Annotated in this window: 16 protein-coding genes and 1 pseudogene; 6 read left to right on the top strand and 11 right to left on the bottom strand. The window is 69.8% G+C overall.

What is annotated here, in order from left to right; genetic code table 11:
* Positions 1 to 597: 597 nt before the first annotated feature.
* Complete coding sequence (locus ACWCP8_RS39765; RefSeq protein ID WP_451121382.1) at positions 598 to 1,299, bottom strand: response regulator; 702 nt, start codon at positions 1,297 to 1,299, stop codon at positions 598 to 600.
* 342 nt (positions 1,300 to 1,641) lie between these two features.
* Between ACWCP8_RS39765 and ACWCP8_RS39760 the strand changes: the two genes are divergently transcribed.
* Positions 1,642 to 2,709: a zinc-dependent alcohol dehydrogenase family protein gene (locus tag ACWCP8_RS39760; protein ID WP_451121380.1), complete on the top strand. Its 1,068-nt coding sequence runs from the start codon at positions 1,642 to 1,644 to the stop codon at positions 2,707 to 2,709.
* Positions 2,710 to 2,762: 53 nt separating this feature from the next.
* On the opposite strand, the gene ACWCP8_RS39755 is transcribed toward ACWCP8_RS39760, so the two are convergent.
* The gene (locus ACWCP8_RS39755; protein ID WP_451121378.1) at positions 2,763 to 3,638 is read right to left on the bottom strand and encodes a universal stress protein; all 876 of its coding nucleotides are present in this window, start codon (positions 3,636 to 3,638) and stop codon (positions 2,763 to 2,765) included.
* A gap of 575 nt (positions 3,639 to 4,213) precedes the next feature.
* Between ACWCP8_RS39755 and ACWCP8_RS39750 the strand changes: the two genes are divergently transcribed.
* Positions 4,214 to 4,672 (top strand): Crp/Fnr family transcriptional regulator, encoded by a 459-nt coding sequence (locus ACWCP8_RS39750; protein WP_352271767.1) that lies wholly within the window; start codon positions 4,214 to 4,216, stop codon positions 4,670 to 4,672.
* Between the two features lie 129 nt (positions 4,673 to 4,801).
* Here the strand turns inward: ACWCP8_RS39750 and ACWCP8_RS39745 are convergent, their stop codons facing one another.
* The 3 genes from ACWCP8_RS39745 to ACWCP8_RS39735 all read right to left on the bottom strand — a co-directional run bounded on the left by ACWCP8_RS39745 (position 4,802) and on the right by ACWCP8_RS39735 (position 8,456).
* Positions 4,802 to 5,680: a universal stress protein gene (locus ACWCP8_RS39745; RefSeq protein ID WP_451121376.1), complete on the bottom strand. Its 879-nt coding sequence runs from the start codon at positions 5,678 to 5,680 to the stop codon at positions 4,802 to 4,804.
* Positions 5,677 to 6,591, bottom strand: coding sequence for a universal stress protein (locus tag ACWCP8_RS39740; RefSeq protein ID WP_451121374.1), 915 nt, complete (start codon positions 6,589 to 6,591; stop codon positions 5,677 to 5,679). Before ACWCP8_RS39740 ends, ACWCP8_RS39745 begins: the two co-directional genes overlap by 4 nt.
* 137 nt (positions 6,592 to 6,728) lie before the next feature.
* Positions 6,729 to 8,456, bottom strand: coding sequence for a sensor histidine kinase (locus tag ACWCP8_RS39735; protein WP_451121372.1), 1,728 nt, complete (start codon positions 8,454 to 8,456; stop codon positions 6,729 to 6,731).
* Positions 8,457 to 8,726: 270 nt separating this feature from the next.
* Here ACWCP8_RS39735 and ACWCP8_RS39730 point away from each other — a divergent pair, with 270 nt between their 5' ends.
* Positions 8,727 to 9,434 carry a helix-turn-helix domain-containing protein gene (locus ACWCP8_RS39730; protein WP_352271760.1) on the top strand — a complete coding sequence of 236 codons (708 nt, stop codon included), beginning with the start codon at positions 8,727 to 8,729 and terminating at the stop codon, positions 9,432 to 9,434.
* Positions 9,435 to 9,500: 66 nt separating this feature from the next.
* On the opposite strand, the gene ACWCP8_RS39725 is transcribed toward ACWCP8_RS39730, so the two are convergent.
* The 6 genes from ACWCP8_RS39725 to ACWCP8_RS39700 all read right to left on the bottom strand — a co-directional run bounded on the left by ACWCP8_RS39725 (position 9,501) and on the right by ACWCP8_RS39700 (position 19,096).
* Positions 9,501 to 13,232 (bottom strand): S8 family serine peptidase, encoded by a 3,732-nt coding sequence (locus ACWCP8_RS39725; protein ID WP_451121370.1) that lies wholly within the window; start codon positions 13,230 to 13,232, stop codon positions 9,501 to 9,503.
* Positions 13,233 to 13,383: 151 nt separating this feature from the next.
* On the bottom strand, positions 13,384 to 14,328 hold the full coding sequence (locus ACWCP8_RS39720) for a helix-turn-helix domain-containing protein (protein ID WP_451121369.1): 945 nt from the start codon (positions 14,326 to 14,328) through the stop codon (positions 13,384 to 13,386).
* A gap of 178 nt (positions 14,329 to 14,506) precedes the next feature.
* Positions 14,507 to 17,140 carry a S8 family serine peptidase gene (locus ACWCP8_RS39715; protein ID WP_451121367.1) on the bottom strand — a complete coding sequence of 878 codons (2,634 nt, stop codon included), beginning with the start codon at positions 17,138 to 17,140 and terminating at the stop codon, positions 14,507 to 14,509.
* 9 nt (positions 17,141 to 17,149) lie between these two features.
* The gene (locus tag ACWCP8_RS39710; RefSeq protein WP_352271753.1) at positions 17,150 to 17,653 is read right to left on the bottom strand and encodes a hypothetical protein; all 504 of its coding nucleotides are present in this window, start codon (positions 17,651 to 17,653) and stop codon (positions 17,150 to 17,152) included.
* Positions 17,654 to 17,758, bottom strand: a complete 105-nt coding sequence (locus tag ACWCP8_RS39705) for a M60 family metallopeptidase (protein ID WP_352271774.1) — start codon at positions 17,756 to 17,758, stop codon at positions 17,654 to 17,656.
* Between the two features lie 153 nt (positions 17,759 to 17,911).
* Positions 17,912 to 19,096, bottom strand: coding sequence for a CaiB/BaiF CoA transferase family protein (locus ACWCP8_RS39700; RefSeq protein ID WP_352271751.1), 1,185 nt, complete (start codon positions 19,094 to 19,096; stop codon positions 17,912 to 17,914).
* On the opposite strand from ACWCP8_RS39700, the gene ACWCP8_RS39695 reads away from it, so the two are divergent.
* From ACWCP8_RS39695 to ACWCP8_RS39685, 3 genes and pseudogenes are all read left to right on the top strand, one after another.
* Positions 19,095 to 19,499, top strand: a complete 405-nt coding sequence (locus tag ACWCP8_RS39695; RefSeq protein ID WP_352271749.1) for a hypothetical protein — start codon at positions 19,095 to 19,097, stop codon at positions 19,497 to 19,499. The genes ACWCP8_RS39700 and ACWCP8_RS39695 overlap by 2 nt on opposite strands.
* 277 nt (positions 19,500 to 19,776) lie before the next feature.
* Positions 19,777 to 19,914: pseudogene (locus ACWCP8_RS39690) on the top strand (M20/M25/M40 family metallo-hydrolase); the annotation flags it as partial.
* A gap of 158 nt (positions 19,915 to 20,072) precedes the next feature.
* Positions 20,073 to 20,759, top strand: coding sequence for an alpha/beta hydrolase (locus ACWCP8_RS39685; RefSeq protein WP_352271748.1), 687 nt, complete (start codon positions 20,073 to 20,075; stop codon positions 20,757 to 20,759).
* Positions 20,760 to 20,926 lie beyond the last annotated feature (167 nt).

Here is a 20,926-nt window from a genome sequence, read left to right as displayed (position 1 = left end):
GGAAGGGAATCCCGGGTCAATGCCCACCTCTTACTACTGCGATTAGTGCCGGGTGCGAGAAATGATGGAATAAGTGGCTTCGCGGCCGGAGAACGGGCCTCGATGGTCTACTATTCGGCTTCGGAGTGACGCCCGTCATATGGCCCACCCCACACGGCAAATGCCTCAAATCGGCACAAGAGTGACGCAGGTCATGTGGCCTGCGTCATATCAGGAACGCTTTATTCGCTCGCCGTAATGCTGGATAAGCATTCCGTATCGGCGGTGGGGAGGGGGGTTATTCGCGCGAACCGGCCGGGAATTCCGGCCTTTGGTCGTGCGCGACCGATCCGGTGGCGGCGCACCACGCGGACGGTGCAGCAGGCTGATTCGGCGTCGCGCGGCCGCGCGCATGGGCGGCCCGGAGACGGCTGGGAAAACCTAGCGGGAGGGGACGGGCCCGCATCGGTCCCGCAGGGATTGGGGGCTGCGATGGCCCCCTGAGCCTGTTACGGGGTGAACGCCGACTTCCAGCACGCTCTGGAGGACCGGGGGCCTGGCCTGCGCGCTACAGGGCGAAGGGCGAGACGACCGCCCATGCAGAGGCGGCCGACCCCCTCAGCGGTTCCCGTCGGCGTATGGGGCGTGAGGACGGGCCTCGGTGGCGATGACAGCCGCCTGGATGCGGCGTTCCACACCCAGCTTGGCAAGCAGCCGTGAAATGTGGTTCTTCACGGTCTTCTCCGAGAGGAAGAGCTGCTTGCCGATTTGGCGGTTCGTCATCCCCTCGCCGATCAGGTCCAGGATCTCGCGCTCGCGCGGGGACAGCCCCGAAAGGGCGTCGTCCGCAGCACAGGCAGGGGTGTCGTCGTGACGGAGCGTCCTCATCAAACGTGTGGTGGTGGCGGGATCGAGCATGGACTGGCCCGATGCGACGGCCCGCACCGCGGAGACAAGGTCTGATCCCTTGATCTGCTTCAGCACGTATCCGGCGGCGCCGGCCATGATCGCGTCCAGCAGCGCGTCGTCGTCGTCGAACGAGGTGAGCATCAGACAGGCCAGGCCGGGCATGCGGGATCGCAGTTCTCGGCAGACGCTGATGCCGTCGCCGTCCGGCAGACGTACATCCAGGACTGCTACGTCCGGTCGTAGCGCGGGCCCGCGGGCGAGCGCATGGTCGGCGGTGCCGGCTTCACCGACGACCACGATGTCCGGCTCGGTGTCGAGCAGATCACGCAGGCCCCGGCGTACGACTTCGTGATCATCGAGCAGGAACACCTTGATGGGTGCTGATTCCGAGAACTGGGGTGCGTCATCCATGATTGCCCCTTGCCCGCTCGTGCGTTCCGGCCCCTGCCTTGCCCACATCTTCCTGGTGGTGCCAGCGCCGGACGGCTCATCGCCGCGTGCCGTGGAGCCTGCGTTCTCCCCGACGGGACGGCTGGGTTCCCATTCAACATCGACCATGCCCGGTACCGCGTGCGCCGGCCCGGAGCCCGCGTTCTGCGGGCGCAATTCCACTCTCGCTCTCCGGCCGGCTTCTCCGATTGGGCCGGTGCACCCGTTCTGGGTACCGACCGGCCCATGCACGTCGGCGGCACTTCGGCACAGGATGGCAGTGGAAGGGCGCTACGGAGCAACGCGCACCAGGGAGCGATCGCGATGAAGGCATTCGTTTTCCACGGGCCGGGCAAGAGTTCCTGGGACGAGGTACCGGACCCGGATATCGAGGACGCGTCGGAAGCCATTGTCCGAGTAGGCACGACAACGATCTGCGGCACCGACCTGCACATCCTCAAAGGTGACCTGCCCGAGGTGACGCCGGGCCGGGTGCTCGGCCACGAGGCCGTCGGGGAAGTCGTAGAGGTGGGCGACGATGTGCGGACGGTCCGTCCCGGGGACCGGGTGCTGGTGTCCTGCATCTCCTCGTGCGGTCGTTGCCGCTTCTGCCGCGAGCGGCGCTACGGGCAGTGCCGGGGCGGTGGCGGATGGGTACTGGGACACCTGATCGACGGCACGCAGGCCGAGTACGTGCGCATCCCGTACGCGGACCTGTCCGTGTACCCGCTCCCCGCCGCGGTGGACGACAAGGACGGCGTCCTGCTCTCCGACATCCTGCCCACCGCCTATGAGGTGGGGGTGCTCAACGGCGGCGTCCGCCCGGGCGACACCGTGGTCATCGTCGGCGCCGGTCCGGTCGGGCTGGCCGCCATCGCCACCGCACGGCTGTACTCCCCGGGGCGGATCATCGTCGTGGACCTGGCGCAGTCCCGGCTGGAGGCGGCACGTGCGCTCGGGGCGGACGCCGTGGTGAACGCGGGAGAAGATCCTCAGCAACTCGTCGAAGACCTCACCGAAGGCCTCGGGGCCGATGTGGCCATCGAAGCGGTCGGCGTACCGGACAGTTTCGAACTGTGCACGAGGGTGGTCCGCCCGGGTGGGCGTGTGGCAAACGTCGGGGTGCACGGCAAGCCGGCAGTCCTCCACCTGGAGGATCTGTGGATCAAGGATGTGACGATCACGACGGGGCTCGTGGACACATACTCCACGCCCGTCCTCCTGCGCATGCTGTCCGCCGGTCGGCTGTCCGCGGGCTCGCTGGTGACGCACCACTTCGATCTCGCCCAGATGGAGGAGGCGTACGAAGTGTTTGCTGCCGCAGCCGAGACCGGCGCACTCAAGGTGGTGCTGGGCGGCGTGCAGCACGACGTCGTCGATGTGCCCGCATGAACGGCGCGGAGGACGTCCTCGATCGCGATCGAGGACGTCCTCCTGTCGCTTCGTCACTGGGGCTGCGGCACCACCGCGACCGGACAGTGCGCATGGTGGAGTGCCGCGTGGGCCGTACGGCCGATCTGCAGCCCGACGCGCCCGTGCCGGCGGGGTGCTCCCACGACGAGGAGGTCGGCGGCGGCGGAGCGGTGTACGAGCACCTGATGGGCCGGTCCTTCGACCGTGGAGTGCCGTACGGCGACATCGGGATGTTTGCCGAGGAACGGTCCGAGAGCCTGATCGAGTTCCGTTTCCGCGCGCATCTCGCGGGAGATGCCAGGTGCGGTCGTGTCGCGCCGGAGACCGGTTCCCTCGTACCCCGGGCGACGCCAGGAGCGTACGGCGTCGATCTCACATTTCCGGGCGGCGGCCTCCCGGAAGGCGAACGCGACGGCAGCCATTCCCCGTGCCGGGTCTGCCACACCGAGGAGAATGCGGCCGTGCGCGCCGACTGTTCCTGCGGCGTCGCCGCGCACCACGACGACCGGGCAGTGGGCGCGGGCCGCCACGGCCAGACTGACCGAGCCCAGCAGGAGCTCCTTGAGCTGGCCGCGGCCCCTTGAACCCGTGACGAGCATCGTGGCCCTGTGCCCCTCGTCCAGCAGCGCGGTGACCGTGTCCTGCGCCAGCACCTCGGCTGTCACCCTCACCTCGGGGTTACGGACCGCGGCACGTGCGGCTGCATCGGTCACAATGCTGTCTGCCAGCACTTGCTCGGAGGGGCGTTCGAGGCTCTGTTGCAGGCTCGCCGCCTCGTAACGTTCCCATCGGGAGACGTACACGAGTCGCAGCGGGAGCCCGTGACGGGCCGCCTCGTCCGCAGCCCAGTCGACTGCCCGGAGACTGGAATCCGATCCGTCGACGCCCACGACCAGGGGAAGCTCCATCGTCCCCACCGCCTTTCTTCCCACGGCCGGAAGAACCCCGTGTCGCCACCGTGACACCCGCACGGGACCGGCGGGAGGGGCGATCGGTCCCCAATGGGGGACGTTCGGCCCTACGCGAGCGGCAGTTGCCCGGAGCGGTGGACGCAGCGCCGACAGATGCGGCCGACCCGCTCGGCAGCGAGCCGGGCTGCCCGCGGTCCCGCCCAAATCCTGCGCGAAATCGTCTGAGGGCCGTCCCGTAACCCCTGGTGGATCAGCGCGCGGCGTCAGATGCGGTGCATCGCGAGGCGGAGGGGCAGGGGCGTCCTCGTACTGGGCGTATTCAGGCGTTCCGACGACGCAGCGAGGTGCCGTAGCTGTCGTCGTGCGCCCGCCAGGGCTTGAGGGACAGCCCTTAGGGCCGGTCGGTCCCCCCGGTCACCCCGGACAGCCCCTGCGGACCATCGGACAACCGGTGGAAACTGGTACCAGGTCCGTCGGAGGAGGCATCGAGACGGCCAGGACCGATAAGCGGTCCATGCGCTTCTCGCCACCTCACCGACGAAGAATGCCGCCCCTGCGGAGGAGACCCGATCATGACCTCTCCGACCATGCGGTCGCTCGGCCCCGAGTACCGCGACCGGCTCATGCACTTCGCCACGGAAGTGGCGTTCCCCGAAGGGACACGCATCTTCGAGGAAGGACAGCGCGCCGACCACTTCTGGATCGTGCGGACCGGCACGGTCACTCTCGACTTCCGTGTGCCGGGACGCCCCCCGGCGGTCATCGAGTCCCTCGGCCATGGTGAACTCATCGGCTGGTCCTGGCTGTTCAGCCCCTACGTGTGGCAGCTGGGAGCAGAGGCGATGACACTGGTGCGTGCGTATGAGCTGGACGCGGCTCAGGTACGCCAGGCGTGCCAGGCGGATCCCGAACTGGCCACTGCCGTGGCTCTGTGGGTCGCCCGGGTGGTGGCCCACCGGTTGCAGTCCACCAGGGCCCGGCTGCTCGACCTGTACGCCCCGCACGGAAGCGGGCTGACCGACGGCACCTGAGCCGTCGCCCCGGCCGAGCGGACCGTCCACCTGGGGCTGAAGCGCGCTGGAGATCGTGTACAACAGCCGATGGCCTCACCGGCGGGGACGGGGCGCGACCGGCGGGGACGGGGCGCGCTCACGGCCGGATCACGGTGCGGGAACGGTCGACGGTGCGGGAACGGTGATGACGGGGCAGTGCGCCCGGTGCAGCAGGCCGTGCACCACCGAGCCGAGCCGCATGCCGGTGTACCCGCCCTGGCCTCGTCGGCCGACCACGACAGCCAGGGCGCCCTCGGAGGCCCGGGCGAGCTCTTCCACGGGGTGCCCGCGCGCCACCTCGTGGGTGACGTGCACGTCCGGGTACTCGGCGGACGGCCCGGCGACCGCCTCGGACAGCAGCTTGAGCCGCTCCGGCTCCGCCGAAGCCGGCTCCCTGAAGGAGACCATGGACGGCTGCCGGACCAGCAGGGCACGGAGCTCGGCGCCACGCAGGTCGGCCTCTTCGAAGGCGAAAGCCACAGCTGCGGCCGACGCCGGGCTGCCGTCGACTCCGACGACCACGTGGGGCGGCTGCTCGGAGACGTGCTCGGGCTCTCGCACCACGACGACCGGACAGGGCGCCTGTGCACTGACCGGCACGGTCACCGAACCGGCGCTCAGGAATTCCGCGAGGCGGCCCAGCCCGCGCGTTCCCAGCACGATCATGCGGGCCTGCCGGCTGTGCCGGCAGAGCAAAGGGGCAGGCATTCCGTCCAGTAGCTCGGTGACCACCTCGAGTCCGGCGTGTCGTTCGTGGATACGGGCTGCCGCCTCTGCGAGCGAGTCGCCTCCGTGGGCGCGCAGGGCCAGATGCTGTGCGGTGCTGTCCACGTGGTGGCCGTGGTGCGTCGGAGGGACGGCCAGCAGGAGCCGCACGGTCAGCCCTCTGCGGTGGGCCTCGTCGGCTGCCCAGACGAGGGGGAGGTCGAACGGTCTGTTCAGGTCGACACCGACGAGCACTTCGGAGTGGTCCAGGTTGCTGGTCATGACTTCTCCTGTTCCGGTTCTGCGGCCCCACCGGCACGCGGGACGAGCAGGACCGGGCAGTGGGCATGGTGGAGCACAGCATGGGTGACCCGTGCCAGCGACGGCCCGATGAGGCGGTGACCCCGCCCGCCGGCCATGACCAGCAGGTCGGCATCGCGTGACGCCTCGACCAGCACACCGGCCGTCGAGTTTCCCTTCTCCACATCCGTCGTCACGGTCAGGCCGGGGAACTCCTCACGGATCCGGTCGGCGACCGTCGAGATCTCGCTGAAGCGCCGGTCGGCGATCTCGTCGACGTCATCCATCAGAGGGGCGACGAGGCCCGCGTACTGGAGTACGTTCCAGACACTCAGCATGCGCAGGGAGGCTTTGCGCAGCTCGGCTGCCCGTGCCGCGTGGCGGACACAGTCCAGGTCTGCTGCGCCGCGCACGGCGACCAGCACGACACCCGCCTGCGCGCGCTGCCCGTCGTCGCGGACCACGACAACGGGCACCTCGCCGTCCGCTGCCACCTGCAGTCCGACCGAGCCGAGCAGCAATGCGGCGAACCCACCCAGTCCGCGGCTGCCGACAACGATGGTGCCGTCCGTTCCGGCCGCCGAGCGCAGGCTCGCCACCGGCTTGCTGCGGCTGAATTCGGTCGTGACCTCGACAACGGGATAGTGCCGGGTGACCTCGGCTGCCGCCTTCTCCAGCAGCTCCCGTCCGGCCTTCGCTATCCGGTCCAGCGTCTCGACGGATGTGTGCGCGGCCCGGTTCTCGGTGTCTGCGCCATGGACGATACGCAGCGGACTCTCTCTCCGTGCCGCTTCAGCAGCCGCCCACAGGAGTGCGGAACCGGCAGCGGCCGAACCATCGGTGCCGACCACGACCACCCCGTACTGCGGAGGGCCGGAAGCGTTGCTCGTCATCATTCCTCCTTGCCACGACGGGGCATCCTTCACGTTGCCACCACGGCCTTGCGGCGGACGAGGGCCGGAGGGGCCCTGGTGAGGGCCGAAGGTCCCCCGACCGCTGTGCGGCGCGAAGGCCGTACCGGGCGCGTTGCTCAGCCGTCCGCTTCCGTGCCGGACAGCGGCACCCGCCACACGATCCTGGTTCCTCCACCGGGCGGGGCGTCCTGACGGAATACGCCTCCCAGTGCGACGGCTCGCTCTTCCATGTTGTGCAGTCCACTTCGCGCAGCTCCTGGCGGGACGCCCACGCCGTCGTCGGTGACGGTCAGTGTCACCTTGCCTGCGGCCGCCTCGACGTGCACGTCGACATTGCGAGCGGCGGCATGACGGGCGGCGTTGCTCAGCGCCTCCCCCAGGACCGCGATGAGGGGACCGGAGACCGCCGGCGGCACCTCGGCGTCAATGGAACCGTCCACCCTCAGTGTGGGCCGGAAACCCAGCAAGGGCGCCGCGGCCTCGATGGCCGCGGTCACCTGCCTCGTCACTGCGTGGGCCCGCCAGCCGCCTTCGTGGGTCCGCAGACCGAAGATGGTCGACCTGATGACCTTGATGGTGTCGTCGAGATCGTTCACAGCCCGTTCCAGGCGCTCCGCGGACTCCGGGTGCTGCACGAATTTGAGTGCACTCTGCAACGTCATACCGGTCGCGAACAGCCGCTGGATGGCAAGGTCGTGCAGATCCCGGGCGATCCGGTCCCGGTCCTCGAGCAGCGCGATCTGCTCGGCGTCACTGCGTCGATCGGCGACTTCCATGGCCAGGCCCGCCTGTACGGCATAGCCTGCCAGCGGCGAGATCTCAGGGGGCCGGAACTCCGGTCGGCCGGAGCTGCGGGCGAGCAGCAGGACTCCGCGCACGCTCCCGCGCTGTCCGATGGGCACCGCCACCGCCGGCCCCAGCCCCCTGTACCGTGACGCATCCTGCCCCAGCCGCGGATCATGCTCGAGATCACTGCTGGCCACCGGCTCCGCCGCCTCGAACGCCGCTCCGACGAAGCTCTCCCCGGGCCCCGGAATTTCGCACCGCAGCGGGCTGTCGGCGTCGACGGTGAGAGCGTTGCGCAGCCGTCCTCCGTCACCCGAGGGCACGGCTATCACCCCGAACTCCGCCGAGACGATCTTCCTGGCGCGTTCGATGATCACCTTCATGACCTCGGCGCCGGACGCTCCTGACAGCAGAATGCTGGTCACCTCGGCGCTCGCTGCGTTCCACTGTTCGCGTTGCCGGGCCTCCTCGTAGAGCCGCGCATTCTCGATCGCCACTCCCGCTGCGACCGCGAGGGTGGACAGCACCGCCTCGTCCTCGGCGTCGAACTCCCTCGCGCTGCGCTTCTCGGTGAGGTAGAGGTTGCCGAAGACCTCTTCCCGGACGCGGATCGGCACCCCCAGGAACGAGTGCATCGGTGGGTGATGGGCCGGGAAGCCGTAGGAGGACGGATGATCGGAGAGCTCCGCCAGCCGGAGCGGCGCCGGATGCCGGATCAGCTCTCCGAGAATGCCGTGCCCACTGGGCAGGGATCCGATCCGCTCCCGCTGCTCGGCGTCGACGCCGACGGTGAGGAACTCCGAGAGCCGGTCCTCGTTGCTGATCACTCCCAGCGCGCCGTACCTGGCGTCCACCAGCTCGACAGCAGCCTCCACGATTCCGCGCAGCACCTGGGCGAGGTCCAGTTCCCTCCCGACCGAGAGAACTGCCTCGAGCAGACTGTGCAGGCTGTCCCGCGTTCCGCGTACGGCACTGATGCGGACCTCCAGCTCGCGGAGAAGCTCGTCCAGAGGGAACAGCGCGAGGCCCTCGGCACTCGCCGCATGCTCTTCGCTCACCGCGACACCATCCCCTCCGGTCCGGTTGGCGCCTACCTCTCACGATAGGACTGCGGAGGAGATCGGGCCCGCGCCGCTGCGGCCGGCCGAGGGGCCCGCAGATCACCGTGCCCGTCCCGTGGCCGGACCCGGGGATGGGCTGAGCGGGGCGGGCCACGGGACGGTCGGCCCATGCGGTCTGCGTCGATCCGGCACAGGATTGATGCTGAGGCGGAACGCGCGAAGGCGCAGGACAGTGATGGCACCGACCAGCAGAAGGATGTGCGCAGCATGTCGGAGGAAGAACCCCGGGAGCCCTCGCGCAAGGAACGCGCGACGGCGCCGGGTGACGTGGGCAGACGCGTTGCGGCACGTCGCGAAGAGCTGGGACTCAGCAGACAGGAGGTGGCCGAGAGGTCCGGTTCGGCCACCACTTACATTCAGTACGTCGAGGAACAACAGGCCATGCCCAGCATGAGCTTCATGCTGCGGCTGGCCAATGCTCTGGATACGACCGTTTCCGAGCTCACCGGCAGCAACATGGATCTTCCGCCCGGTACCGGCCATGCGGGTTACCACTCGCAACTGATCGAGCTGAGCGCTGATGAGTGCCGCGAACTGCTGTCCACGCACGGGGTGGGGCGGATCGCAGTCTCCACGACGGAGGGCCCGGCAGTTGTCCCGGTCAACTACGTGGTCGCCGGTAGCCTCCTGGCCTTCCAGACGGCAGCCGGTGCCACGCCTGCCGCCGCGGCGGGTCACGTGGTCGCCTTCGAGGTCGACCACATCGACGACGCGCTGAGTCAGGGGTGGAGTGTTCTGGCCATCGGCACTGCGTCGACGGTGACCGACCCGAACGTCGTACAGAACCTGAACGAGGTGGCGTACACGGACCCGTGGCCGGGCGGACGCCGCGACCTGTGGCTGACCATCGCCCCCACTCGGCTCACCGGCCGGCGCATCCACGTACGCCAGAGCCACGCCCCGCCTTCCGGATGATCCTCGGCGCATGCGGCAGGGGGTGGGAGCCGCGCCACCGTCGGCGCAGCTCCCACCCGGCCTGCCTTACCGCACGCCCACCGCGCGGATGACCTCCTGCTTGACCGAGCCGCCCCGGTCGTCGGCGGCCGAGGCCCGCACGGAGATGTACTGCGCGTCGTCCGGCACCCGCACCGAGCCGGCCCAGGCGGCGGACTTGCCGCGTACGCCGTCGAGTTCGACGGAGGCCCACGTCGCACCGTCGTCGAAGGAGACCTCCAGCGTGGAGCCGGTGATCCTCCCGGTGTCCGGCGCGCCCTTGACGTACTCGGAGAAGATCCCGAGATCCAGCCGCTTTCCGGCCCGCACATCACCGTGCAGGTCGGTGTCGACGTCGAACCCGAGGTTGAGCATCGGCAGATACGTCCACCGGTCGGCCGGCGTGGCGGACGACTTGAAGGTCCACTCGGAGTGGCCCTTCGTGGCGAGCCGCCAGACGTCCGGGTCCAGGGTGGTGTCGGTGACCACCTTGAAGTCCTGCTCGGTCGGCTTGACGTTCCGGGCGTACGCCCCCGAGCCGGTCTTCCGGTCGACCCGCACCCCGTCCACGTACACCTCGGTGAACTGGGTCATCGACTTCTGGTTCCACACATCGCCGAAGCCGGTGTGGTCAGGCCCCGAGTCGCCCCAACCGGGCGTGTTGAACTGCAGGTTGTTGCCCGCGCGTTGCTGGCCCCAGCCGAGGCCGGTGCCCAGCCACGGGTGCCAGACCGGCTTGAACCAGTCGGTCCCGGAGCGCGTGCCGCCGCGGTAGTGCACGATGCCGCTGCGCTGCTCGATGGCACCCGGGCCGTTGGACATGGACTCGTGCCACCCCTGGTCGGGGCCGGCGCTGATGTAGTCGGTGCGCTCCGCGGGGAACTTGATCTTCTCCTGGAAGCCCATGCCGATGGGGAACGTGTCGGTGATCGAGTAACGGAACTCGCCGCCGTCGGCGGCCTTTGTCGCGTGGAACTTGTTGGTGACGACCGCCAGTTCGCTCTCGTCCGGCCGGTACGTCAGGTCGGCGGGGATCGCCCCCGGGTATCCCTCGGTGAGGTCGTACACATACGGGGTGTACTGGGTGCCGGTCAGTTCCACGCCCCGGTCGAGTCGAGCGGCCTCGATCAGCCGCGCCCCGTCCGCCGCGTTCACCGTCGCGATGTACAGCGGACGTGTCGCCCCGCCGGCCCCGGCGAACACGGCCGACAGCCGCCCGGGTGCCTCGTCGGTGACGAACAGGGCGGCGGCACCCGCGTCCTGTGCGTTCTGGGCCAGTTCGGCGGGGGCGATCGCGTCGGTGCGGCGCACGACGACCGCCTTGCCCTTCACGTCCTTGCCGGCATAGGCGGCGGGGCTTCCGCTGCCCGCGTCCAGGAGGGACATCCGCTTCTGCCCGGTGAACAGGTCCGATCCGTACTGGACGACCGCCTCGCCGAGCCGCTGGCCGCCCGCTTCGACATCGAGCAGCGGTTTACCGAGCCGCCACACGGTCCGGTACTCGAAGGTGCCCGTGGCGGGCTTGTGGGTCGGCGCGGCAAAGATGCTGTCGTACTTCACCGGGACCTGCACGGCCCCCGTGTACGAAGCGTCGTTCGCCGCCCGGTTGAACTTCATCATCAGCTGACGGGTCTGGGTCCGCTGGTCCACCTCGGCCCGGATCTCCCGCAACGCCCGCCCGTCGAGGGTGACTTCGCGGTCACGGTCCAGGGTGACCTCGGGCTCGGTGAGCAGACCGAGGCCGAGTGAGTCCTTGCCCTTGCTGCCGCGCACGTCGAGGAAGCTGGACAGAGTGTACGTGCCGGGCTGCAGGCGCAGCTTGAGCGTGCCGGAGTCGTCGACCGTGGCCGGGAAGGCCGACGCGCCCTTGGCCAGTTTCTGTACGGCCAGGTAGGCGGCGGACGCCGCGCCGTCGCGGTCCTTGACGTGGACGGTGAGGGTGTAGCGCTCGTCCTCCTTCGTCAGACCGAAGGCGGTGTGAGCCACCACGGTGTCGCCGTCCTTGGCGACGATCCGGCCGGAGGTGGTGCCGACGGGCGCGGCGGTGCCGTCACCGGTGACCGTGGTCTGCGCGGTGCCGTGCGCGGGCACCGTGAGGGTGGAGTCGGCGAGGGTGACCACGCCGGCGGGAGCACCCTCGGCGGTCAGCGCCAGGGTGACCGGCCGGTCGGAGATGTTGGTGTAGGTCAGCGTCTTCGTGACCGGCTTGTTCGCCTCGTACGGCCAGCTGGTGAACCCGAGGTCGGCGCTGCCGGTCGCGGTGATCTGCGCGGCAATGGCGGACGGGACGTCGACGCGGCCCGCACCCACTTCGTACGACGTGCCGCTGATCTGCTTGGACGTGCTCATCAGCCCGTCCTTGAGCTGCTGTCCGCTCCAGTCGGGGTGTTTCTCGGCGAGCAGCGCCGCGACGCCCGCGACGTGCGGGGTCGCCATGGACGTACCGCTCATCGACGTGTACGGGCCGCTGCCGGAGACGAGTTGCGAGCGGGCCGCGAGGATGTTCACGCCCGGCGCGGACAGGTCGGGCTTGAGCGCGTTGTCGCCGAGGCGCGGGCCCTGGCTGGAGAAGTACGCACGCTTGTCGGCGGAGTCGACCGCGCCGATCGTGAGTGCGGAGTCGGCGGCGCCGGGGGAGCCGATGGTGCCGGGGGAGCCGGCGTTGCCCGCCGCGATCACGAACAGAGCGCCCGTGTCTTTCGAGAGTGTGTTCACCGCCTGGGCCATCGGGTCGGTGCCGTCGCTGCCCTGCGACGATCCGAGGCTCATCGAGACGATCCTGGCGTGGATGTCCTTGGCCGCCCACTCCATGCCGGCGATGATCTGCGACTCGGTGCCGGACCCCTGGTCGCTGAGAACCTTGCCGACGGCGAGCGTGGCGTCGGGCGCGACCCCCTTCTCCTTGCCGTCGGACGCGGCACCGCTGCCACCGACGGTGGAGGAGACATGTGTGCCGTGCCCGTTCCGGTCGGCGACCTCCTGACCCTCTATGAAGCTCTTGGTCTCGGTCACCCGCTCCTTGAGATCGGGGTGGGTCAGGTCCACGCCCGTGTCGAGGACGGCGACCTTGACACCCTTGCCGGTCAGCCCCGCCTCCCAGGCCGCGGGCGTACCGATCTGCGCGTTGCTGGTCTCCATCGCGGCGTCGACCCGGGCGTCCAACCAGATCTTCTCGACGCCGCCGGCCAGACGCACTCGGCCCGAAGTCGCGCTGCGCGCCCCGGAGGTGACATCCGGTGCGACCGTGCGCCAGAACTCCCCGGACGTCGACGCCTCCAGGGCCGCACCGTCGACACTCGGCAGACCACGGACCTGGCGGGCTCCGTGCGGCGTGGCGCTTCGGGCGTTCTTCGTGTACGTCACGATGAGCGGCAGTCCGTCGGAGGACGGGTCACCGAGCCCCTGCTCGATCAGAGCGGTGACGTCGAAGAGTTCGGCGTCGAGGACGCCCGCTTGAAGGTAGGGCCGGGCCTCGTCGGGTATGACGGTGATCCGGCCGTCGGAAATCTCGCTGCGAACCGCTCCGGTCGCGCCCTCGGGACGCTCCACGGCGACCGACTTCCGGCCTGCGCCGAGGTCGGTCACGGTCACCTGGTCACCGGTGATCAGGGTGACGGTTCGTGCGGTGGTGGGTGCGTGTACAGGCGACGCGGCACGGTCGGTGCCCGCCCCTGCCGTCCCCACTGCCCCTGCTGCGACAGCCTGCCCCGCCGGCAGCAGTACGAGCGACAGCCCGGCTGCCAGCAGCCGGGACCTCCGCCTCGCGGATGCTCTGGTCATGGATGTCTCTCCTCCGCGCACCCGGCGAACGGTTGGTTCCGGGTGCTGCGAAGAGTTTCTGCGGCGGTAACTCGCTTGTCCTCGTTCCGACTTGGCGGTTACCCGCCGTGGCGGAGACTCGTCAGCGCCGGACGCGGAGCACGGACTCGCCTTACGCCCAGCCATGATGGCGGGCGTACCAGCCGAGTTGGATGCGGGTGGTCGCCCCGGCCTGGACCATCAGCCCCTGGATGCGGCGCTGCACGGTGCGTGCCGACATGTCCACCTGCGCGGCCACCGCGTGATCGGTGAGACCGGCGAGCAGAAGACGCAGTATGCGGGTGTCGAGGACATCGATCCCGTGGTGGGGTTCGCCGTAGGGGCGCGCTCGTTCCCAGACGGCGTCGAAGAGTGCCTGGGCGACGTTGGCGAGGCCGCCACGCAGCACGAGACTGGGGTCGACCTCGCCGCCGGAGCCGTGCAGCGGCAGCATCGCCACCTCGCCGTCGCAGACGATGAGCTTGAGCGGCACGCCGTCGACCGTCCGGATCCGCATGCCCTGGGCGAGCGATTCGTCCACGTTGTCGGCCGCGCGCGGTTCCCCCAGGAACGACTGGTCGATGACGGCACGCACCTGCAGGCCGCGCGACAGCACGGTCGGTTCCTCGGTGTTCTCCGGGCCGACCACCTGGACGTCGCCGGTGACGAACGTGTCGATGGCGTGCCGGGAGGAGAGCTGGAGCTGGAGGTAGCGCTGGCGTACGGCATCCCGCCCCTCGACGACCTCGACGAGATCGCGCTGTGCGCGTCCCATGGACCCGGTCCGGTAGGTCTCGACCAGCTCGGCGAGCGCGAGTTCGGCACGGTGGAGGCGGATGCGGCGCTCGGTCAGTTCCGTGCCGAGCGCGACCGACGGCGGCGCGGCCACATAATGGCCGCTTCCGGGCTGCCTGTCGACCAGGGCGCGTGCCGCGAGCGAGTGCAATGCGTCCGCGACTTCCGCGTCCGGAACGGCCGCCGCCGCGGCGACCTCGGCGAGCGAGGCCGAGGGCCGCTCGATCAGCACCCTGTATACGGCTTCCTCGCAGGCGCTGAGCCCGAGATCTTCCAGTGCCAAAGCCACCCTCCGGTCCGTGTGTACCGCCGGATTCTTGCAGCTCGGCCGGGCACACCCGACTGCGGGGCCCGGGCGGCGCCACTGGAGCCGCGGAAACGGCGGCGGCCGGTGGACCCGCCCGGCCGGGCAGGTCCACCGGCCGCTCGTCGAGCCGGTGCGACGTGGGTCGGTCGTGCGGTCAGCGGACCAGGGTGACCTCCGGGGAGGTCCAGATCTGGGTGCCCGGTGACTTCTGCGGGTCGCCGAGCGCCTTGTCGAAGACGAGGCGCAGCCGGTACGTACCGGCGGGCGCCGGGCTGCCGTCGGTACGCGTGGCGTCCCAACTGTAGAACGCCAGCCCGGTGCCCGCGCCGGAATTACGGGTCACCCACGACGCGTCGTACGGGGTGTCGATCACCTCGCCATGGGTGTCGAGGACCTGGAGCCGCATCCGCTCCAGCAGGGGGAAACCGTGGGACAGCATGACCCAGGCCTTGTCGTTGGCCGAGGACGTGTCGGTGAGGTCGACGGTGGTGGGCACACTCTTGCCGAAGGTGAAGTAGGCGGGACGCAGCGCCGGGTTGTCCAGCGTCTTGTTGATCGAGGTGAAGGTGGGGTTGATCGCCGACACCGCGTCGAAATCGCCCGCCATGCCCAGATACGGGACCCGGATCTCCGGGGCTGTCGAGTCGGACCGGGTGAAGTCCACCCAGCCGCCGAACAGGGTGCCCTCGGCGACGTCGTGGGGCTGCCTGATGTTCACGGTGACGGTACGGCTGCCGTGCGCGGCCACGGTGATCCTGTCCCGGTCGTCGACCTCGGCGTCACCTGTGGCGTCGGTGGGCTGCCACTCGCTGGTGTACGGCGGGGCTGCGGACACGGCGGCGCTCTGCCCGACCTGGTAGGTCACCGGACGGGCGGTCGGATTGTGGACCGTGATCTGACGGGTCCGTTGCCGGCCCTCGAGATCGCCCAGGGCGAGTTCGGACGGCGTTGCCGTCACAGTGTCGCCGGAGACCGACGCCAGTGCGGCAACCGCGTCGATCCGGCCCGCACCCTGCTGAGCGACCGGCTGCCGGCCGCGATCGTGATCACCGGTCATGGCGAGCGGAGTGGCCGTGTTCTGCAGCGCGGTCTGCACCTGGGCCGGAGTGAGATCCGGCCGGGCCTGGAGCAGCAGGGCGACCACTCCCGCGACGTGCGGGGACGCCATCGAGGTACCGGACATGACGCCGTACCGGTCCTGGGCCGGGGGAAGCGCGGACAGGATGTACCCGCCGGGAGCGGCGACGTCCGGCTTGAACTCCAGCTCATTGCCCGGGCCCCAGGAGGAGCTGCCATCCATCAGCCCGGCGGCGTCGGCGCTCAGCGGCGCACCGGCGTACGCACCCCAGGTCAGCTGCGTGCCGGCCGGCGCGGCCTTGATGCGCTCGGCGTCCCGCGCACGGATCCCCACCACGGGGATGCCGATGGTGCCGCAGCAGGGGGAGAACGGCATCGCGTCCGGATCGGTGCCCGACGGGTTGTAGTGGACCGCGGCGACCGCACCCGCAGCCTCGGCGGTGCGGGCCAGGTCCATCACCCGGCAGTTGAACACGTCGGTACCGGTGTACGCGGCGAACAGCGCGATCTTGCCTTCGAGACTGCCGGCAGGCAGCGGGTCGCAGCTGGACGGAATGACGGTCACCGGGTGCCCGCCGGTCGAGGGAGCGGCCGGGGCCCGCCCGGAGTCCATGTACGGAACGGGAGCGGTGGAGCCGTCGTCGAGTGTGAACGCGAGGAACGGGTAGTGGCTGTTGTAGGTGCTGCCGACCGCGATCGCCCCGTCCGCGACCGCGGGTGCCGCGGCGTTGAAGGGACCGGCGTAGCCGTTCCCGTTGGCCACGACCGTGGGTACGCCCGAGTCCACCAGGTGGTCGACGGCAAGCGAGAGCACGCTGCTGCTGCGGTTGCCGGTCGCGCCGAGGCTCATGTTGACGACGTCCACGCCGTCGGCGGCGGCCCGGTCGAGCGCAGCCAGGATGATGGCGTCGGTCGGCCTGTTCTTCGTACCGAACACCCGGTAGGAGCGCAGCGTGGCGTCCGGGGCGACGCCCTCGATGTGCGTGTCGTCCCCGGCGACGATGCCCGCGACATGGGTGCCGTGCCCGGCTGCCGGGCCGAACCTGTCGTCGTACGGGTCGGCGTCCTCGTCCGCGAAGTCGTAGCCGCCGACCACCTTCGCGTTGGGGAAGCCCCCGCCGCCGAGCGCCGGATGGTCGTACGCGATGCCGCTGTCGATGATGCCGACGGTGACACCCCTGCCAGTGAAGCCCTGGCGATGGGCCTGCGGGACGCTGGTGAGATCCGTGACGGTGACGATCTCCCGGCCGGTGGGGGCCCCGTCGGCGGACCGTGCGTCACGGCCCGCCCGGTCCACGGCCTTTTCCAGGACCTCCTTGGACACCGGGGTGGGCTTTTCGGGCATCTCGTAGGTCACCGGCTCGGTGACCTGGGCCACACCCGGGAGTGCGGCCAGCCGGTCGGCCTGTCCCGCAGGCACTTCGACGAGGAGACCGTTGACGACATTGCGGTACCGGCGTCGTACGGACACCGCGATGCCCGACTCGTGCGCGGCGTCGATCAGTTGCTGCTGCGCATCGGAGACGCTACGGCGGGCCGCTGCCCGGTCCTGGGGAGCTGCCTCCTGCGCGGCCGGGGCGTTGTCGAGCGTGACGATGCGCGTCACCGACGGCCCGGACGGTTCGCCGGAGTCCGCGTGCGCCAGGTCACCGGGCAGGACGAGCGAGAGGAGGAGCAGCGCGGACGCTGCGGATATCGAGTGTCTGTACACGACGGTCGATCAAATGCGAACGGCTACCGAAGAGCAACGGTGACCGGCTGTCGAGTTTTCGCCATGGCGGAGACTCGACGTTCCGCCGGGATCCCCGGGCGCGCGATCGGTGGTCGTGGTGGTGCGAACCCGACGACGTTCTGTTCGACGCCGGTGCTCGCCCGCCGGCCCCGTCGCGTTGGCCGCCCGCGTCCACCGGGGTTCAGTCGGTGAGCGTGCTGGGATCGACGGTCGGCAGCTGCAGCGCGTCGAGCGCGTCGAGGCCGGCCGCATCCAGCGGGAAGCCCACTTGCGGACGAAGAAGTCGGTGAGATCGTAGCCTGCGGTGCGGCTCGCATACGTCGCGAGCGCCAGATACTGGCGGGCGTTGACGACCGGGTCGTGGCTGTAGTCGTCGACCGGGGTTCCCGCGGCGCCGGGTCCGGGCTGCGCCGTCTGATAGTGGTTCAGACCCGTCTTCGGGTCGACCGTCAGGAGATCGGAGCTCTGGCCGAGGGTGCGCTGCGCCGCCAATCAGTAGATGTTTACGGTGACTTCGGTCAACTGATCTGCCTGGTGGGCGGCTTGCTGGTGGAGGTGGCCGAGCTCGTGGTAGAGGCCCCAGCCCCGTGTTGCCAGGCGTAGTCGTGGGTCACACGGGGTTGGACAGGGAAACGTGCATCATCGTTCCGGCATGGACCTCAAGGCGTTCCTTGCCGGGGAGCGGCCGGTCGTCGAAGGGCGCGGGCTCGCCGGGTTGTTCGGACATGGCGTGCAGCCTTCCCGGTGACGTCAGACCGCGCCGTCGGCGCGCAGGGCGGTGATGGCCGTGTCGTCGTAGCCGAGCCCGCGCAGCACGCTGTCCGTGTGCTCGCCCACCGCGGGAACAGGGTCCATGCGGGGGCTCAGCCCGCTGAGGGTGGCGGGCGGCAGCAGGGCCTTGATCGCGCCGCCCGGAGTCGACACGTCCCGCCAGCGGTCACGGCCGGACAGGACCGGGTGATTCCAGTACTCCTCGACCGAATTGAGCCGCGCGTTGGCGACCTTCGCGTCGTCGAGGAGCTTCACCGCTGCGGCCGCGTCCAGCTCCGCGAAGCGCGCGGCGACGATCGCGTTGAGTTCGTCGCGGCGGGCTACCCGGGCCGAGTTCCGGTGGAAGCGCGGGTCGCCGGCGAGGGAGGCGTCGCCGAGGAAGACCTCGCAGAAGGACGCCCATTCGCGTTCGTTCTGGATGGCGAGCAGCACGGTCCTGCCGTCCGCCGCGCTGTACGGTCCGTACGGGGCGATCGTCGCGTGCTGGGCGCCGACGCGTGCGGGCTGCGCGCCCGAGTACGCCGTGTAGTACGCGGGGGAGCCCATCCACTCCGAGAGCGCCTCGAAGAGCGATACCTCCACGGAGCGGGCCCGGCCCGTCGTCCGCCGCTCGTAGAGTGCGGTGAGGATGCCCGAGTAGGCGTACATGCCCGCTGCGATGTCGGCGATCGAGATGCCCGCCTTGGCGGGCTCTTCGGGCGAGCCGGTCAGCGACACCACACCCGTCTCGCACTGCACCAGCATGTCGTAGGCCTTGCGGTCCGCCCAGGGACCGGTGTTGCCGTATCCGGAGATGTCACAGACGACGAGGGAGGGATAGCGTTCGGTCAACTCCTCGGCACCCAGGCCGAGTCGGTGCGCGGCGCCCGGCGCCAGGTTCTGCACGAAGACGTCGGCTCCGGCGAGCAGCCGCTCCAGGACCTCGCGGCCCGCAGGCGTCTTGATGTCGAGTGTCAGCGACTCCTTCGACCGGTTCAGCCATACGAAGTAGCTGGACTGGCCGTGCACGGACTCGTCGTAGCCCCGGGCGAAGTCGCCGGGACCCGGACGTTCGACCTTGATGACCCTGGCCCCCAGGTCGGCGAGCTGGCGGGTGGCGAAGGGCGCGGCGACGGCCTGTTCCAGGCTGACGACAGTGATTCCTTCGAGAGGAAGAGGGCTCATGCGTGGTCCTTCGGACGGTGTACGGGGAAGGTGTCGCTACTACTACAAGGGCAAGCAGGAGTTGCTCGTCGCCATCCTCGACGAGGGCCTGGATGCCTACTTCGACGCCTGCGACAAGGCGCTGGAGAGTGCTGGTGACGATCCGGCCGAGCGGCTGGAGGCGATCGTTGCCGCGACGGTCCGGTTCCGTACCGGCCATCCGGTGAAGAGCAGCATCGTACTGACCGAGGGGCGCAGCCGGGAGGCCGAGCACCTGGAGCGCTACCGCAAGAACGAGGAGCGAGCGTCCCAGCAGTTCCGCGAGATCATCGACAAGGGGGTCGAGGAGGGCGTCTTCCTCACCCCGTATCCCGATGACGCGCGCCGTGCGGTGATCGCCATGTGCAATGCCATCGCGGAGTGACACCGGCCCGACGGGCCCGTCACCGAGGACGAACTCGTCGAGCGCTACGTCTCGCTGGCGCTGACCGTCGTCGAGTACCGGCCGCGCGTGGCAAGGCGTCCCGTGCGCGCCTGATGATGAGGTGTGATGCGTGAGCGCCGACCCCGATGAGCGGTCGCGGCTCTTTGGTCGCACACCGCCTCGCAGACGTAGCCGTCCACCTGTGCGGACAGCCACCCCGGGCCGTACCCACCCCGTCACGCGAACGGGTCACCCGGGCTGCGGTCCCGGCAGGGGCTGGTACGGGTGCGGCGCCGCGGACTGCGAGAGTGACACCGTCACCCACCTCACCGCACTCCGAGCGCTCGGTGAGAGCCTCCCGGGCGGCATCGAGTGCGTCGCGGAGGGCTCGGAGGAACAGGGGACCGGAGGCCTGGGGCAGTAGGTCACTCGGCCCCCGGAAGCAGCTGCTTGCAGACGCCCTTTCGTTCCGGCTGTCGCCGTGCGCCGGTGTGCGGTGGCGGGCGTCAGGTGCCCCGCCTAGCGTGACCGATGGCAGCAGAGCCCCGGAGACAGAGAAAGGGTGCGAACCTCATGGCCGACAAGCCCGCCATCGTCCTGGTCCACGGTTTCTGGGGTGGCGCCGCCCACTGGGGCAAGGTCATCACCGAGCTGCACAGGCGAGGCTTCAACTCCCTGCATGCGGTGGAGAACCCGCTGACCTCGCTGGTCGACGACGCCGCACGCACGCGGAAGATGGTCCAGCAGATCGCCGGACCGGTGGTACTGGTGGGCCACTCCTACGGCGGAGCGGTCATCACGGAGGCGGGGGACCTGCCCAACGTGGCTGGGCTGGTCTACATCGCCGCATTCGCCCCGGACGCCGGGGAGAGCCCCGGTCAGATCAGCGAGGAGACGCCTCCGGCCGGGATGGAGAACCTGGCCCCGGATTCCGACGGCTACCTCTGGATCAAGCAGGACAAGTTCCACGAGAGCTTCGCCCAGGACCTCCCGGCCGACGAGGCGCTGGTCATGGCGGTGACCCAGAAGGCACCGCTTGCATCGACATTCGGCGACACCATCACCGCCCCGGCCTGGCGCGCAAAGCCTTCCTGGTACCAGGTCTCCACCGCCGACCGCATGATCCACCCGGACAACGAACGCCGCATGGCACAGCGCATGAACCCGCGCAGGATCATTGAACTGGATGCAAGCCATGCTTCTTTGGCCTCCCGGCCCGGCCCGGTCGCCGACCTGATCCAGGAAGCCGCCGGCGTCTGACTGCGGTCGCCGGCCGTACGGAGACGCCTGGCCGCGGGAGCCGTGAAGTGCACCCGCGGCCAGGTCGACAGGTCAGCCCTTGCGGGTGTTGACCTCGTCGGTGAGCTGGGGGACGACCTGGAAGAGGTCGCCGACGACGCCGTAGTCGACGAGGTCGAAGATCGGGG

This window comes from Streptomyces sp. NPDC002206, assembly GCF_053593595.1.
The sequence above is the reverse complement of the archived record's forward strand: the minus strand, read 5'-3'. Positions and strand labels throughout refer to the sequence as shown.

What these genes read in the sequence shown, in the direction of transcription:
- ACWCP8_RS39765 (WP_451121382.1), bottom strand. Translation starts at nt 1,299, where the DNA reads ATGGATGACGCACCCCAGTTCTCGGAATCAGCACCCATCAAGGTGTTC.
- ACWCP8_RS39760 (WP_451121380.1), top strand. Translation starts at nt 1,642, where the DNA reads ATGAAGGCATTCGTTTTCCACGGGCCGGGCAAGAGTTCCTGGGACGAG.
- ACWCP8_RS39755 (WP_451121378.1), bottom strand. Translation starts at nt 3,638, where the DNA reads ATGGAGCTTCCCCTGGTCGTGGGCGTCGACGGATCGGATTCCAGTCTC.
- ACWCP8_RS39750 (WP_352271767.1), top strand. Translation starts at nt 4,214, where the DNA reads ATGACCTCTCCGACCATGCGGTCGCTCGGCCCCGAGTACCGCGACCGG.
- ACWCP8_RS39745 (WP_451121376.1), bottom strand. Translation starts at nt 5,680, where the DNA reads ATGACCAGCAACCTGGACCACTCCGAAGTGCTCGTCGGTGTCGACCTG.
- ACWCP8_RS39740 (WP_451121374.1), bottom strand. Translation starts at nt 6,591, where the DNA reads ATGACGAGCAACGCTTCCGGCCCTCCGCAGTACGGGGTGGTCGTGGTC.
- ACWCP8_RS39730 (WP_352271760.1), top strand. Translation starts at nt 8,727, where the DNA reads ATGTCGGAGGAAGAACCCCGGGAGCCCTCGCGCAAGGAACGCGCGACG.
- ACWCP8_RS39725 (WP_451121370.1), bottom strand. Translation starts at nt 13,232, where the DNA reads ATGACCAGAGCATCCGCGAGGCGGAGGTCCCGGCTGCTGGCAGCCGGG.
- ACWCP8_RS39695 (WP_352271749.1), top strand. Translation starts at nt 19,095, where the DNA reads ATGCGTGGTCCTTCGGACGGTGTACGGGGAAGGTGTCGCTACTACTAC.
- ACWCP8_RS39700 (WP_352271751.1), bottom strand. Translation starts at nt 19,096, where the DNA reads ATGAGCCCTCTTCCTCTCGAAGGAATCACTGTCGTCAGCCTGGAACAG.
- ACWCP8_RS39685 (WP_352271748.1), top strand. Translation starts at nt 20,073, where the DNA reads ATGGCCGACAAGCCCGCCATCGTCCTGGTCCACGGTTTCTGGGGTGGC.